Annotated in this window: 15 protein-coding genes; 8 read left to right on the top strand and 7 right to left on the bottom strand. The window is 59.3% G+C overall.

Annotated features, from left to right (window positions below):
* Positions 1 to 63: 63 nt before the first annotated feature.
* The gene (locus tag ACSQ9D_RS30865) at positions 64 to 573 is read right to left on the bottom strand and encodes a hypothetical protein (protein WP_436285593.1); all 510 of its coding nucleotides are present in this window, start codon (positions 571 to 573) and stop codon (positions 64 to 66) included.
* A gap of 585 nt (positions 574 to 1,158) precedes the next feature.
* Positions 1,159 to 1,803 carry a hypothetical protein gene (locus ACSQ9D_RS30870; protein WP_436285594.1) on the bottom strand — a complete coding sequence of 215 codons (645 nt, stop codon included), beginning with the start codon at positions 1,801 to 1,803 and terminating at the stop codon, positions 1,159 to 1,161.
* Between the two features lie 223 nt (positions 1,804 to 2,026).
* Between ACSQ9D_RS30870 and ACSQ9D_RS30875 the strand changes: the two genes are divergently transcribed.
* Positions 2,027 to 2,371, top strand: coding sequence for an antibiotic biosynthesis monooxygenase family protein (locus tag ACSQ9D_RS30875; protein ID WP_436285595.1), 345 nt, complete (start codon positions 2,027 to 2,029; stop codon positions 2,369 to 2,371).
* A 165-nt stretch (positions 2,372 to 2,536) separates the two neighbouring features.
* Here ACSQ9D_RS30875 and ACSQ9D_RS30880 read toward each other — a convergent pair whose 3' ends face one another.
* The gene (locus tag ACSQ9D_RS30880; RefSeq protein WP_436285596.1) at positions 2,537 to 3,073 is read right to left on the bottom strand and encodes a cupin domain-containing protein; all 537 of its coding nucleotides are present in this window, start codon (positions 3,071 to 3,073) and stop codon (positions 2,537 to 2,539) included.
* A 420-nt stretch (positions 3,074 to 3,493) separates the two neighbouring features.
* Here ACSQ9D_RS30880 and ACSQ9D_RS30885 point away from each other — a divergent pair, with 420 nt between their 5' ends.
* Positions 3,494 to 3,958, top strand: coding sequence for a SixA phosphatase family protein (locus tag ACSQ9D_RS30885; RefSeq protein WP_436285597.1), 465 nt, complete (start codon positions 3,494 to 3,496; stop codon positions 3,956 to 3,958).
* A 101-nt stretch (positions 3,959 to 4,059) separates the two neighbouring features.
* On the top strand, positions 4,060 to 5,964 hold the full coding sequence (locus ACSQ9D_RS30890) for an adenylate/guanylate cyclase domain-containing protein (protein WP_436285598.1): 1,905 nt from the start codon (positions 4,060 to 4,062) through the stop codon (positions 5,962 to 5,964).
* Between the two features lie 126 nt (positions 5,965 to 6,090).
* Here ACSQ9D_RS30890 and ACSQ9D_RS30895 read toward each other — a convergent pair whose 3' ends face one another.
* The 3 genes from ACSQ9D_RS30895 to ACSQ9D_RS30905 all read right to left on the bottom strand — a co-directional run bounded on the left by ACSQ9D_RS30895 (position 6,091) and on the right by ACSQ9D_RS30905 (position 8,395).
* Positions 6,091 to 6,345, bottom strand: coding sequence for a hypothetical protein (locus ACSQ9D_RS30895; protein WP_436285599.1), 255 nt, complete (start codon positions 6,343 to 6,345; stop codon positions 6,091 to 6,093).
* A 332-nt stretch (positions 6,346 to 6,677) separates the two neighbouring features.
* On the bottom strand, positions 6,678 to 7,655 hold the full coding sequence (locus tag ACSQ9D_RS30900) for a LysR family transcriptional regulator (protein WP_436285600.1): 978 nt from the start codon (positions 7,653 to 7,655) through the stop codon (positions 6,678 to 6,680).
* A 17-nt stretch (positions 7,656 to 7,672) separates the two neighbouring features.
* A complete protein-coding gene (locus ACSQ9D_RS30905) occupies positions 7,673 to 8,395 on the bottom strand; it encodes a UTRA domain-containing protein (protein WP_436285601.1) in 723 nt (240 codons plus the stop codon).
* 226 nt (positions 8,396 to 8,621) lie between these two features.
* Here ACSQ9D_RS30905 and ACSQ9D_RS30910 point away from each other — a divergent pair, with 226 nt between their 5' ends.
* From ACSQ9D_RS30910 to ACSQ9D_RS30925, 4 genes are all read left to right on the top strand, one after another.
* Positions 8,622 to 9,449 carry a transporter substrate-binding domain-containing protein gene (locus ACSQ9D_RS30910; protein WP_037124435.1) on the top strand — a complete coding sequence of 276 codons (828 nt, stop codon included), beginning with the start codon at positions 8,622 to 8,624 and terminating at the stop codon, positions 9,447 to 9,449.
* Positions 9,450 to 9,541: 92 nt separating this feature from the next.
* Positions 9,542 to 10,183, top strand: a complete 642-nt coding sequence (locus ACSQ9D_RS30915; RefSeq protein WP_436285602.1) for an amino acid ABC transporter permease — start codon at positions 9,542 to 9,544, stop codon at positions 10,181 to 10,183.
* Positions 10,180 to 10,848 carry an amino acid ABC transporter permease gene (locus tag ACSQ9D_RS30920; protein WP_072379202.1) on the top strand — a complete coding sequence of 223 codons (669 nt, stop codon included), beginning with the start codon at positions 10,180 to 10,182 and terminating at the stop codon, positions 10,846 to 10,848. Before ACSQ9D_RS30915 ends, ACSQ9D_RS30920 begins: the two co-directional genes overlap by 4 nt.
* Positions 10,845 to 11,636: an amino acid ABC transporter ATP-binding protein gene (locus ACSQ9D_RS30925; RefSeq protein ID WP_024314190.1), complete on the top strand. Its 792-nt coding sequence runs from the start codon at positions 10,845 to 10,847 to the stop codon at positions 11,634 to 11,636. The genes ACSQ9D_RS30920 and ACSQ9D_RS30925 overlap by 4 nt, the downstream gene beginning before the upstream one ends.
* 157 nt (positions 11,637 to 11,793) lie before the next feature.
* Here ACSQ9D_RS30925 and ACSQ9D_RS30930 read toward each other — a convergent pair whose 3' ends face one another.
* A complete protein-coding gene (locus ACSQ9D_RS30930) occupies positions 11,794 to 13,017 on the bottom strand; it encodes a flavin monoamine oxidase family protein (protein ID WP_436285603.1) in 1,224 nt (407 codons plus the stop codon).
* 102 nt (positions 13,018 to 13,119) lie between these two features.
* On the opposite strand from ACSQ9D_RS30930, the gene ACSQ9D_RS30935 reads away from it, so the two are divergent.
* Positions 13,120 to 14,658 (top strand): cation:proton antiporter, encoded by a 1,539-nt coding sequence (locus ACSQ9D_RS30935; RefSeq protein ID WP_436285958.1) that lies wholly within the window; start codon positions 13,120 to 13,122, stop codon positions 14,656 to 14,658.
* The last annotated feature ends 145 nt before the right edge of the window (positions 14,659 to 14,803 follow it).

Genomic DNA, 14,803 nt, shown 5'->3' on the forward strand with positions numbered 1-14,803 from the left:
CGACCACAAAACGCAGCTTTGGGCAACCGGGCGTCATGGGTCAGTCAGGACCCTTGCCCGTCGTCACGGCTTGGTTGGGCAGCCCCTTGCCAGGCGAGATATCTGGTCTCGCGCCCCCGTGAGTTCAAAGCCGGTGCTGTATTCCACATCGGCCTTGACGGCGTACATAGTGGCGAAATCAGCGCCAGATGTGAGGGCGGCAAGCAGCTTCGGATGCTTTGAGAGAACAGTCGTTCGCCGATCGGAACTGTTCCCGTCGAGGCGGATCGTCTCTCTGTACTTCCCAATCTCGAAGCGCGCCGATCGCAGGCCCATCTCACCAACAGTGGCATCGCCAATCTCGAAGATGAGACCGTTCTTGGCGTCGCACCGGACCATGTAACAAGCCTCGTTGTCGCTCGCATCAACGATAGAGCATGTTCCGACCGCTCCGGCATGCGAACCGGTGAGCTTAACCCATGGAGCGGGCGGCTCGACTTCCTGTGCGAGCGCAGGCGATGCCGCAAGGCACGCGCCAAACACACACGCTGCCACGCCAACCACGCCTGCCACTGCCGGTCTGCTGAACCTCATCCTATCCTCGTTTCTCTACGACGTTGCGAGGCCAATAGCGTCTCGACTTGGACGCGCTTGTCAAGCTCGATTGAGAGGAGACGCAGACCAGCAGGCGGATGGCGCTTGTGATCGCCTCACTTGCTCTGAAAAGCCGGTCGGCCGATCGCGGCAGGATCAACTGGTCATGGTAATATTTCTCTTCTGCCGAGGCGTTCATCTTTCTGGATCGCCCATCAGCAGCCCGAATGATACCCGGGGTGACCTACGCGCTTACGCCGAAACTACGGCTGTGACGAAAAAGCCAAGGCTCCAAAAACCGTGTGCGCGATTCATTACGCCCCGCCCATGCCGGACTTAGGGACGAGCACAGGACCCAACGCAAACGCCGAGCCGATATTCTTCTCGAACTGTTGAGACGGCGCCGCAGCGACCGCTGGATGAACTCAACGCATGGTACGGGCGGCTTCAGGCGACGCAACTAGTCAGCCTAATCCGGGCCCTGCGAACGACGAGGACAGCTCCGGCGTTGCGGGAACAACATCTCAACAGGGTGTTATCGGCACATCATGGGTGACGGCTTCTATCTTCCCGTTCGGGGCGTTCTCAATGACGCGCGTGCCTTAGATCGACATCGGGGGAAACCCACCTACTGCAGGCGTCCTTCAATTTTATTTTCGCCTCTTCGAGGGCGGCGTCGCCATACAGGGCGACGAAGCTCTGTTCATAGTATCCATTCGCCGCCAATTTCTGATGGATTTCCATCGGCAGGGCATGAGGCGATAGTCGGCTGATCTCCTGGAAGTTGTCCTTCCCGATCTGTTCCATAAGATGGAGGCTGTGCCTTCCGCCGATAATTACATTCACCATCACCGCTTCTCGGTCTGGGCTGGGGTGGTCGGCGGGCATGATACGGCATTCGACAGCCAGCTCATCGGGCATACCATGCTGCTTGCCCCTCTCGGCCTCGGGAAAGAGCGAATAGCTTATAACCGCCCCGTTAACAGTAGCCGGCCTGAAGGAATGCTGCGGTTGACGCGCCGGGTGTTCGCAGAGGAGTGCATTCAGGCGAGCAAGTACAGCATCTGCAGACCCGACCATGGCCTGACTTCCAAGCACCGTCAAACGGAGTTGCCCGTCTTGCGCACGCGGTACGCTAAAGATGAAGTTGGGACTGTTGAAATTCCTCTGCACGATTTTGAACGCGATTTGGGAGTCAATGAGATCGTAGAAGAGACTCGCAGGTATCATGGTTTTTCTCCTGATAGCTTTGAACTCAACAAAGGGATTGACGCGCGGCACCGTGGATCGCAGGAACCTAAGCGATCCGAATCGCCATCTAAGGGTCGCTCCGACAGCCCGCGATGTCAATTTCGAGTGGTGGTCTGCCATGGAGCTCTTTCTGCGGTGCCTAAGGATGGCGTTCGAATCCGGTAATTCCTGTAAAGCTGCCCGTTGGCAACGAGAGGTCGGCATGTCTATCGCTTCCCTGCCTGCACCACCCTATTACGTCGTCTGCTTCTCATCGCAACGAACGGAGGTCGAAGACGGCTATGGTGACATCGGCGCTGCGATGGTGGAACTGGCAAAGCAGCAGCCTGGCTTTCTGGGTTTCGAAAGCGCCCGCCGTGCTGATGGTTTCGGTATAATCAACTCTTATTGGAGGGACGAGGAAAGCATCCGAGCATGGAAAGCCGTTGTCGATCACGTCGAGGCGCAACGCCGGGGCCGGGCAGACTGGTACACGCGTTATGAAATCCGCGTGGCACTTGTTCAGAGAGCCTACGGATTTGAAGCGGATGTTGTCAAAGTGCGATGACTTTGCCCGCCACAGACCGGTCCCGGCCATAGATGACCAAGCCTCATGTTGAAAGACCTTTGCCGCCTGTTGAGAAGCGGGCACGTCCAGGCCAGGGCGTCGTCAATACGATGACCCAGCCAATCGTCGTCCGAGAATAGGCGTAACTGACGCCATTCTGGAATGCTATTCGACGGCAATGGAGTTGGGTTTGCCTTTCGCTCCAACCATCACGACCAGGAGTTTCGTGGGGACACCGCGAGGATTGAAGGCTTGCATGGGGATGTTCATCGGCTCCGCTACGGCCTCCCCAGCCCTATACGTCCTTGACACTCCCCCGACCCGGGTTTCCAGCGTTCCTTCCAATACATGAGCGATGACCGAAACCGGATGTTGATGAAGATTGCTGTGACCGTTCGGTTGGATTGCAATGACCATCGACGTGATTTCGGGCGTATCAGTCTGGGGCAGGGTCAATGGTTGGTTAGTTGCTGTTGCCGTCGTCTTCAGTAGAACTTTCCCTTCGAAGCCTACAGCGTCGTGCGAGTGATCCTGGGCAAGTACGGTTGTCGGGAACGGCGTTAAACAAGCGCTCCCCGCGGCAACGGCGAGCCCAATGTGAGGGATAACGTGTGCATAATCGTGTTCATCGCTTCCTCCATCTAGCCGATTCATATTAGGCAAATCGAATTCAACCTCGGCGCGATCACGGCGGGTTGTCAAATCAACTTTTTGGAAATACGGATGCGGGGGGCCGTACGATCTAACGTCGACAAGATCAGCCGCGATAGCCGGGGGATTGCGGTGGCGTTGAACGCTAACCTTCGCTCAAAATGTCGTTTGAGCGAATTTTCGTGCCCGCCTGATTTGGTGTTCTTCAACGATATCTGCCATAAGACGCCGTTTAGCGTACCTCCACTAAGGTCATTTTGGGAGCATTGCTGTCGCCGGCTGGGCTGAGACCCCGGCCTTCCGCTGTCGCCCTCTTGTCTCGACCCGACCTCGAGATTGCGATTCGGCTGTCTGCAACCTGTGTTGCATGGTAGTATCACTTGTTTCCCCTGAAAGAACGGACGAGGGAGAACGGCCATGAAAGCTAGGACCCTCCGACTGCTGATCGGTTTGGCTGCCGGCAGCCTTGTAATGCCCCAGTCAGTTGGCGCGCAGGAGGCGATCTACATCGTTCGGCACACCGATCCGCCATCAACACTGAGCCTCGATGAGATTCGCGACGAAACCCCGCTGTCGGAGTCTGGACAACAACGAGCCAGGATGCTGGCTGAGCGACTGAAGGATGCAGGCATCACCACCGTCTATGCCACGCAAGCTAGGCGCACGGTCGAGACGGCCGAACCTCTGGCGAAGGCCCTTGGACTCGAAATTCATGTTCATTCCTATGAGGACAGTGGCGGTTTGGTCCATCTACTCCGCTCAGAGCACGGCAAGGACAAAGTGCTTGTTGTGGGGCATTGGAGCACCATTCCAGAGATTCTCGCGGCGCTGGGAGATTCCGAGGAAATCAAGATTGAACGAAGCGCGTTTGACAATCTGTTCGTGGTTATCCCGAAAGGGGAGCAGGCACCGGTCGTGCTGCATCTTCATTACTGAAAAACGAAGCTGAAAGCATCAAACCCTCAAGCGAGCGATTTCACGGAGGCGACCCTGACCACACCCGCCGTTCTTCTTGCTCGCAGTTCGCTGATCGTCGGATGTCTATTGTCGGTCCGAAATTGCTGGCCTGGAAACGCCTGCCGAGGGCTAGATCGGCCGGTGGCGACAAGGCTTGGCCCAACAGTGGCGACAAGGCTTCATCGAAGCGTCTACGCCGCATCCCCATACACATTGCACTGGCGGCCACGTTCGGACTCATCATCGCGGTCACCGCATCAGCGCTGATCCTCGCCCTGGAAAGCGGCCGTCAGAACACAGTCGCACTCGTCCGCGACCGCAGTGAGCGAATTATGGACACAATTGTGGAACGAACTCGATTGCACCTCGATCCAGCCCGCGACCAGTCTGAATTCCTGGCCAAGCTTTTTCTCGACGGCGATCTCGACCCCCAGGATGAAGCGGCCTCCATGAGTCAGCTTCGTGCGGCACTCGCCGGCGTCCCGCAGATAGCCGCGCTCGCCGTCATCCGCACCGATCTGAAGCAGCTACGCGTCGAACGCAATGGCGACGAAGTCGTCTTGCGCAAAATCGACATGAAGACCGTACCTGGCCTGGACGATGCGTTTGAGATGGCGCGACGCGCAGGCCGCCCCGTCTGGGGAGAGCTTGTCTGGAGCGAACGGCTGAAGCAGCCTCTCCTGAATGTTCGTACCCCACTGTGGCATGAGCGTTCTTTTCTCGGGATTTTGTTGACCACGGTCACGGTCGCGGAGCTGTCACGCTTTCTCGCCGACTCGCCCGCCGGATCAGATGCCGGCGCATTTATACTTCTCGGCCGCAATCATGTCCTCGCCCATGCGGCGCTTGCCCACAACCCTCAGCTATTCAAGCGCGACAAGCCCCTTCCCGAAGTTACCGAGATCGGAGATCGGGTGCTGGCGTCGATCTGGAACCCGGACCTAAGAGCGGGTGCGGCACCTTTCGTAGGAACGTCGAAAAGCCATATCGTCACCGTCGATCGCGCTTCCTATGTCTTCATCTATCGCGACATCATAGGATACAGCGATCAGCCTTGGGTCGTCGGCCGTTATTTACCGCTCGACGAGGTTGGCGGCGAAGTGCGCCGACTTGAGCAAGCGGCCTGGCTGGGGCTCGCGGCTGTACTAGCTTCGGTCGCTTGTGCCTGGCTGGTCGGCTACGCGATCGGAAAACCGATTCTGCGCCTGGCACGTGCAACGTCCGCAATTCGCACGCTCGATCTCACGGCTGCCCGGCCGCTCGCCGGCAGTCATCTTCGTGAACTGGACGAGGCGATCCGAGCCTACAATGCGCTCATAGCGACCTTGCACTGGTTCGAGACCTACGTACCTCGACGCCTGGTCAAGCAGCTTATGGCACAGGGCGAACAGGCGACAGCGCTTGTAGAGCGGGAGGTCACTGTTCTGTTTACCGACATCGTCGACTTCACGAGCCTCGCCGAGCGGCTATCGGCGTCCGATGCGGCGGCGTTTCTCAATGAGCATTTCCGGCTCGTTGCCGCCTGCGTGGAGGCGGAAGGCGGCACCATAGACAAGTACATCGGCGACTCGTTGATGGCGTTTTGGGGAGCGCCCGAATTGCAACTGGACCATTCCGCCCGAGCCTGTCGCGCGGCGAGCGCCATTGCGGCGGCGATTGTCGTCGACAATCGGCGTCGACGAGGACTTGACATGCCGCCCGTGAAAATCCGGATAGGCATACATGCTGGCCCCGCGATGGTGGGAAACATCGGGGCTCCTGGCCGCATAAACTATACGCTGGTCGGGGATGTCGTGAACACTGCGCAACGCCTCCAGGAGGTCGCCAAAGAGTGCATGATCGACGACGACCAAGCGGTCATTCTGGTCAGCGACATCGTGCTGCGATCTGCCGGTTCCGGATGCCCGGCGCGACCTGTCGGCCAGCATGTGTTGCGCGGCCGCCATGAGGCGACGAACGTTTTCAGGCTAGGACCAGGTGAGTGATCCCTGTGTGTCTCAAATGCGCGAGAGCCCGCCGCCGTACCCTTCGACAACCGCAACTGCATGAACTGCGCCCATCGCCCTCGGTTCGCCGCGACGGTGGGAGCCTAAAGGCCAGAAATTGAGCACCTATTCGATGACGGGCTCTTTACTGCCTTCAAGAGAGAAAATCGTGCTATCGTTAATCTGGACAGAGAGGCACTTGTCATGATCGCCCGGAGAGACTTCACTTACGCCGAATGGAGCACCCTCTTGCAGCTTTACAGGCGCGAGCCCGCTGCCCTTGCGACCGATCAGGACCGGAGATTCAGGGAGCTCGGCGTAACCGAGGAAATGGTCGGCGAAACATGCCTCAGTGCCGCAGGTAAGCAGCTGGTCGAGCACGAACTCCTGTTGGAGCGAAGGAACCGGCTTCAGCGATGACGCCTAGCACCTGCGTGGTGAACTAGGGCCTTAGACGAATGATTGCTTCGCGCCGATACCGTTGAAAAAAGTCCGTTTTCTGTCACGTCTGATTTTCGGAGGGCCGTAGAGCCGGCATAGAAAATGGACGTGGGGGACCTGCCAATTCTGCGATCAAGCACCCTGTGAGCCGCGCAGCGGAGCCGAGGCAGCATCGGGCGGCATCATACACCTAGATCGTAATTGGCCGACTTTTCGATACCCCCCGAACTTCGACTTTTTCAACACAATCGGCGCATTCCGGTGGCTCCCCATCATAAACTATCGCTTGAAGATGGGTCTATTTTTGGCTCGGATAAAATGGATGGCGCTGAGATCTGCGCCTGCCGTCGGGAGATGGCAATGACCCAGTCGCGAAACTCCGGGCCATAAGGCTTTTGTAGCGCGGAGCGGTCCCAGGCGAGGAAATAGCTCTCGCGCAACGGCATTCTGATATCGACCGGAATGATCAGTGTCTGCGCTTCCAGTTCGTCAGCGATCATCGACATCTGCGCAAGCACGATGCCACGCTTGTTGACGGCAGCGTCGATGGCGCTGCTTGATAAGGTGAACGATAAGCCGGAAGGCGGCCCTTTGAATCCGGTGCCGATCTTCGCGGCGAATTCCGTCCAACTGGGGTAGGGCGTGAAGTGTCGCTCCCATTCGACATGCAGCAGCGGGTAGGACAGCAACTCGACGGGCGACAGGCTGCGGCCGTCGATCAGCGCGGGGGAGCAGGCGGGTACGACCCAATCGCGAAACAACTCTGCATAGTGGTCATGCTGCAAGACATCGGATCCGTAGCTGACGCGGAAATCGACCTCGTCGAAGCCCATTCTCGGCTCCTTGTCGCGGCCGGTGACCCTTACATGTGCATCGGGATGCAGCGCTTGCCAGTCAAAGATGCGCCTGCCGAGCCATTTGTTGACGACAGATGACAGTGCGCTGAGGACGAGCGCATTCTCGTTGCGTGCGCGCTCCAACACCTGCTCGGCCAGCGCAAATTGCTCAAAGCCCTTCGATATCTCGCGGTGGTAGAGCCGTCCCCATTGCGTCAATTCGACGGTCCGGCCACTGCGTTCCAAAAGGGTCACGCCAAGAAAGCTTTCGATTTTGCGTATCTGCTGGCTGATCGCGCCGGGAGAGACGTTCAGCTCCGCTGCAGCAGCCGTCACGCTGCCGCAGCGCCCGACGGCTTCGAACGCCTGTAGGCCTTTGAGAGGAATTCCCCGGAGTATCTGCTCGTCGCTCACCGCGTCGCCCTTTATGGTTACCGGCGTGACGCCCGCTTCTCGGCCGGATGAAAGACGCCCGCAAACTGGAAGCGGTCGCCAGGATGCGTGATCTCGACGTAGGTCACCATGCGGTCATTCTGCCAGGTCTGTCGAATGAGGCTGAGGCAGGGCTCACCACGCTCGATTTGCAGAATGCGTGCGGTCGTAGCGTCGGCCGAGACTGCCCGTATCACATGCTTGGCCTTGGACCAGGGCACTTGCGAAAGAAGCCACTTCGCCGGTGGCACGGCCGCGAAGCTCTCGTTCCTCGCAAGCGGTACCGTATCCAGCAGAATGATCCGCCGCTCGATTGCCGTGGGCTTCCCGTCGACGATATGCAGACACTGAATGCGTAAGATTTCGGCACCCGTCGTGCCATGGAGCTGGGCGGCCTCAACTGGGCCCAGGGTTTCGACCTTTCGCGTCAGGATCTCATAACGATGCTCATAGCCCGCCAAAGTTGCCTCGGTGCCGATATCCTGGATATCCATGACGGTGCGGTCGATCTGCGGCGAGGCGACAAATGAGCCGGTTTTCCGCTTTCGTACGACGAGACCCCGCTCGACGAGTGCGGTCAACGCCTTGCTGACAGTCATGCGCGAGCAGCCGTAGTCGTTGACCAGGTCGTGCTCTTTCGGAATGCGAGCGCCCGGGCGCCAGTCGCCGCTCAGGATCTTGGTCTCGATATCCTTGAATATCCTGAGATAAATTGGTTCCAATACGCCACCTCATCACCCTGCAGGCGAAACGATGCAAACGCGAAATTCGCGCCTCCAAGCAGCCGTTCGGCATAAAAATTGCGTTCGCTGACTTTGACGTTGACACCTTAGGCTAGCCTATATCTATTTGTATAGTCAAAAGCGGATCAAAGAAGTCCGCACACGGGACTGAAATCGGGAACTCGAACCCACCCTGGCGGGTGGGGAAACTGGAGAGATGACAATCATGATCGCACGTTCATTGCTTAAGGGCCTCGTCGGCGCCGCGTTTCTGGTGGGGGCGACACTGTCTGCGCAGGCCGCAGATACGCTCGCCGCCGTCAAGGCCGCCGGCACTCTCAAGGTCGGCACGGAAACCGCCTTTGCGCCCTTTGATTTTATCGACGCCGGCGAGCATGCTGGTCTAAACGTTGATCTTTTTGCCGAAATCGGCAAGGAGCTCGGTGTTAAGATCGAGTGGGTGGCGCTTCCTTGGGACGGCGTCTTCCCGGCACTCGAAGCCGGCAAGTTCGACGTCGTCGCCGGCCCCGCCACCATCACCAAGAAGCGCATGGAGCGTTACCGTTTCACGCCCCCGATTGCTGAAGCGACGATCGCGATCCTCAAGAAGGCGGGCGACACGACCATCAGCAAGCCGGACGATATCGCCGGCAAGACGATCGGTGTCGGCAAGGCCACCTCGCAGCTCGACCAGCTGAAGGAATTCTCGGCAACGCTGCCTTCGAAGGTAGATATCCGCGAATACCCGGCCTTCACTGAATCCTACGCCGACCTCGCTGCCGGCCGCATTGCCGGTGTTGCCAACTCGCTGCCGAACATCGCCTTCGTTGCCAAGCAGCGCGAGGGGACCTTTGAAGTCGTGCTGCCGCCATTCGGCAAGAAGTCCTATTTCGGCTTCATTGGCCTGAAAGACACCGATCATGCGCCGCTGATGGATGCGATCGATGCGGCGCTGCTGAAGATCAAGGCTGACGGCCGCATGGCCGAGTTCCAGAAGAAGTGGTTCGGCGCGACCTTCGAGACGCCCGATGCCGTCAAGGACCCCGCATTCTAATATCAACCTGATCGCGGATTGCGCCCCGGCCTAGGGGCGCAATCGAAGACGCCATCGGGTCTCCATGACAGCCAGGCGGGCAAAAGCGGGACATGTCGATCAAACTCTTTGAATTGCTACTTTACGCATCGATCTACACGGTGGCGATCAGCGTCGTCTCGATTTTGATCGGTTTTGCGATCGCGATCCTTCTTTCGGGCATGCTGCTGTCGAAGAAGGGGCTCTTCGTTATTCCCGCACAAATTTTCATCAGTTTCTTCCGCGGTGTGCCTCTGCTTGTGCAGTTGCTTTTGATTTACAACATGTTGCCGGCGATCGGGTTGAACGTGCCGAGCATCGTTGCCGCAATCGTCGGCCTTTCGCTTTGCACGGCGGCTTACCAGGCAGAGAACATGCGCGGTGGATTTGCAAGCGTCCCGACCGGTCTCGTGGAATCGGCCGAGATGGTGGGCCTGACGCCGGGCCAGATCTTCCGTCGCATCAAGGCACCGATTGCGCTGAGGCTGACTTTCCCGGCACTGGTCAATGAGGCCATCCTCATCCTCAAGGCGTCGTCGCTGGTTTCCGTCGTTGGCGTCATCGAATTGACGCGCATGGCGCAAGACCTCGCAGGCAGCACCTTCCTGCCGCTGCAGATATTTGCCGCTGCAGGCCTCATCTATCTCGTCATCAACTGGATCGTCGCGCTTGCCGGCGATCTCATAGAGCGCTCTCTTCCCGGAGTGCCGCGATGACTTTCGATATCAACGTCATACTTGACCAGCTGCCGGCGATCATAAGTGGCGCCGGTGTCACGGTTCTGATCTGGATCGTCGGAACGATCGTCGCCGCCATCCTCGGATTTTTCGTCGCTGTCGGCCGGCGGTTCGGCGGTGTCCTGCTCGACAAGGCGCTTGGTCTGATCGTCGCCGTGCTGCGCGGCACGCCGTTCCTCATCCAGATATTCTTGGTCTACTACGGCGGCCCGTTCATCGGCCTGTCACTCGATCCGCTGCCCGCCGGCCTGATCGGCATTTCGATCTATGGTGCGGCCTACTATAGCGAAATCTTTCGGTCCGGCTTCATGGCCGTTCCAAAGGGTCACATCGAGGCAGGTGAGTGCGTGGGCCTGACACAGGGACAGATCATCCGGCGCATCCTGTTGCCGGAGATGACCATGTTGGTGCTGCCGCCATCGCTCAACATGGCGGTTCTTCTGATGAAGGAGACCGCCGTCCTTTCGATCATCACCGTTCCGGAGTTGACGGCAACACTGAGCGCCATTGGCGCCCAGCAATATGCCTTCGTCGAAGCCCTCTCCGTGCTGGCGCTCTTCTATTGGGTGCTTGTGGAAATCACGGGGCGGCTTGGCCATCTCGTAGAAACGAAACTCACCAGATTCAGGTTTTTTAACGCATGAGCCTCCCCGCGATCGCAGTCAAAAATCTCGTCAAGAAGTTTGGGGACACGACGGTGCTCCAAAACATCGACCTCGAGATACCGCAGGGGCAGGTCTCCTGCCTGATCGGCCCGTCAGGATCCGGCAAGAGCACGCTTCTTCGTTGCATGGCGTTTCTTGAGGAAGCAACCTCCGGAACGATCACGGTCAACGGCGAGGTCCTGGGTTTTACCGAAAATGCACAGGGCGTGCGTGAGCGCATTGCGCCTGCGGCCAACCGGGCGATCCGTGCGCAGATCGGTATGGTGTTTCAGCAGTTTAACCTTTGGCCGCACATGACGGCGCTCGGAAATGTCAGCGAGGCGCTGAAGACCGTTCACAAGATGAGCCGCAAGGATGCCGAAGAACGGGCGATGTCTCAGCTCGTGAAAGTCGGCCTGGAAGGCCGGGCAGGGCACTATCCATCGCAGCTTTCCGGCGGGCAGCAACAGCGCGTGGCGATTGCCCGTGCGCTTGCCCTCAAGCCAAAAATCATGCTCTTTGACGAACCGACCTCCTCTCTCGATCCGGAGCTCACGGGTGAGGTGCTGAACGTCATGCGCGATCTCGCGGCCGAAGGCATGACAATGGTCGTCGTGTCGCACGAAATCGGCTTTGCGGCCACAGTCGGGCAGCAGATCGCATTCCTTGACCACGGCAAGATCGTCTTCACCGGCCCTCCGAAAGAGGTGTTCAGAAAGCCGAGAAATGCGCGGCTCGAACAGTTCCTCGACACCTACCTCGATCGCGGAGCATCGATGTTGCTCTGAGGAGCGGCCAGAAAACGCCCGGATGCCCGGCGATGTTGTCGGGCGAGCACTCCAAGCGTTTGGAAAGACCGGCGGAGAATCTGCCGCAAGCCTTTACGGGGCCGGTGCCTGCAACGCTGCTTGGCGAGCCACGAACGGCTGCCGGGCAAATCGGATTTCAAGTTAGCGGCTCTACCACCTGTTCGGCGGCCCGTATTCCGCTTTGCCAGGCGCCATGTGCGGTTGAGAAATCCGAAGGGTGCGTTGCCTCTCCCGCGAAGAACAATCTATCGTCGACGGGTCGGGCCAGGATCTTTCGGGCGCCGGCGTATCCTGGCAGCGCATGGCTGTAGGAACCTCGTATCCAGTCAGTGTGGCACCAGGATGAGGCCGTCAGCGGTCGCAGATGGCGGCAAATGTTGCTGCCCAAAAGGGATGACAATTCATCCATGGCAAAGGCGAACGCATCCAAAAGCCCGGTACGCGCGATGGCGACAGCGCCAGTTCCTCCGAAGAACGCCTCAATCACGGGTCGGCCGAGCGGTCGAATATAATAACTGCCGGTATCGCTACTGCGGGGATTTCCAAGGAGGTGCGTTTCGGGCTCAAGCCCGTGGTTGCCATGCAGTTCGAAGAATAGCTTGTCAGCCAGGCCAAGTGGTAAGTTGCTTGCGGCATGCAGGTGATCGTCGGCATCCGCGTCGAACGCTATCGCTCCGCTTGCTAGCACAGCGGTCGATACGGTGATCACAGCCGTGCGAGCGGCAATCGGGCCGCGGTCGGTATCCAGCCGGACGCCTCGATCAGTCAGGGCGATGCGGCGCACAGGAGACGACAGCCGCAGCGTCACGTCCGGAACGCTCGCCGCGATCAGACTGCCATAGCCTTCGCGCACCCGCCAATTGCTGTCGGTCGCGGCATCGTCATAAGCCAGGAAGTCGGCGATCGAGAGGCGCTCGAGGGGGGCGCCGTTCATGTATCCGCTCAGCGACTGGCAATAGGTATTCCATTTGCCGTTTGACTCGAGCGCGTCAGCTGCACGGTCGCTTATAGGGGGATCGCTTCGCATGCGACTTTCAAGTGCATTCCATGCAGTCGCTGCGGCCGCCTGATCTTCCGGCGTGAAGCCGAGGTCATGCCATTGCTTTTGCCATGCTGTGGGTCCGTGCACGATCGTGAACCCAGCTGCACGACCGAGGGCAATGAGCGGATTGCGCTCGGCCGAATGCAGCCAGCCACAACCCATATCCAGCGGGATTCCACCCAGTTCGATCGTCCAGGCGCGGCCTCCGACGCGGCCGCTGGCTTCCAGCATAATCACCGAACGGCCGGCCGCCGCCAGTGCGCGTGCCGCAGCAATCCCAGCGGCGCCAGCGCCGACAATCGCAACCTCGTAATCCACAGTCGCCGCTCCGAAGTGAGAGCTCCATCGCTATCGCCGCATAGGTTTTATAGGGGAACCGTTACTGCTTCAACGCTGGCGAAAGGCTGCTACTATGAGATGATGACTTTCTTTGAGACCCTCGTTGCGTTGCTTGCAGTCGCCATCTTGCTTTTGCAGATAACGCGACGCATGCGGCTGCCTTATCCCGGCATCCTTGCCGCCGCAGGCGTTGCCGTGGCGATGTTGCCTGGTGCGCCCAGCATCCCGATCGATCCGCCGACCGCACTTGCGTTATTCATCGCGCCCGTCCTGATCGACTCGGCCTACGATTTCCCGGTAGGTGCGGCGCGACGCATGCTGCTGCCACTGTTCTTCTACGCCGTGTTGGCTGTACTGGCCACGACCGGTGTGGTCGTCTCGATCAGCGCGATGACCGTCGGGCTACCCATCGCTGTGGCGATTACGTTGGGCGCAATCGTTGCCCCGCCCGATGCTGCCGCGGCCACGGCGGTCCTGTCGAATTTGCCGGTCTCCCGTCGCGTGGATGCCCTGCTTAAGGGCGAAAGCCTGTTTAACGACGCAACCGCACTGCTGCTCTTCAGTGCCGCGCTGACCGTACAGGCACGCGGAGGTGTCGATGCAGGGACCGTGCTGCAACTGGTGTCTGCTGCGCCCGGCGGGATTCTGTTCGGCATCGCCTTCGGGTTTCTCGTCTCGCGGCTGCGGCCGGTCACCGAAAACACCGTTGGCGGCACACTGTTTCAGTTCGTCTACGCGTTTGCGACATGGCTGATCGCGGAGCGTCTGCATCTATCGGCCGTTCTGGCGACGGTGGCGAGCGCGATGACGATCGCCACGCTTGCCTCGGTCGAGGATTCCCCACGCATGCGGGTGCATTCGTTCGCGGTCTGGACGACGGTCGTCTTCTTGCTGAACGTGGTGGCGTTCCTGCTGATGGGATTGCAGGCTCGTCGCATCGTCGAAGCGATGTCCGCCGCCGAGTTGGAGCGGGCGATTGGATTTGCCGCGATCGTCGTTGCCGGCGTCATCGCAACACGCGTGGCGATGGCGTTTCTGTTCCACACTATTGTGGCTTATCGCCATCGGCGCGGCCATGATCTTGCACCCTTCGCACCGGGCGAAACCTTGCTTGTAGGATGGGCCGGCATGCGCGGCCTCGTCACGCTTGCCACGGCGTTCGCGCTACCTGCGAACTTTCCCGAACGAGATCTCGTTGTCTTGACGGCTTTTGCGGTCGTGCTGGCGACATTGGTCATCCAGGGTGCCACACTGGCGCCCATGATCGGTTTCTTCAAACTTGAGAGACGGGCCGAGGCGCGTCAGGAGCTTGAAGCGGCGCGAAGATCGCTGGCCGAGGCCGCGCTCAAGCGACTGGATAAGGAGGAGGGTGCGGAGGCCGAAGCCATACGGCTGGCTTATCGGCAGCTTTGTGAAGGCAGTGATCAGATCGAGACTTTGCCGCTCGATCACCGCCGCGGCCTGTCACTGGCCGCGGTGCTGGCGCAACGCCAACGCCTAGAAGAGCTGCGCGATTCCGACCGGGTCGGCCCTGGCCAATATCTCGAACTGCAGGAGGATTTGGACTGGAAACAACTTGCGGCCGGGACCGATGAAGATCGGCGTATCACTGAAACCTAGAATTCAGGGCGATAGTGAGGGTCATCCGACGGGGTGTTCATGCGAGGTTGGTAAATTTCCGCTTAAGCATGACCAACATGAGCGGCCACGAATGAACAGATCAAGGGTACCGAGCCGGGAGCGCTGCGGCCCGGTGCAAACAGTG

Source organism: Rhizobium sp. LjRoot258 (genome assembly GCF_964254185.1).
GTDB lineage: Bacteria > Pseudomonadota > Alphaproteobacteria > Rhizobiales > Rhizobiaceae > Rhizobium.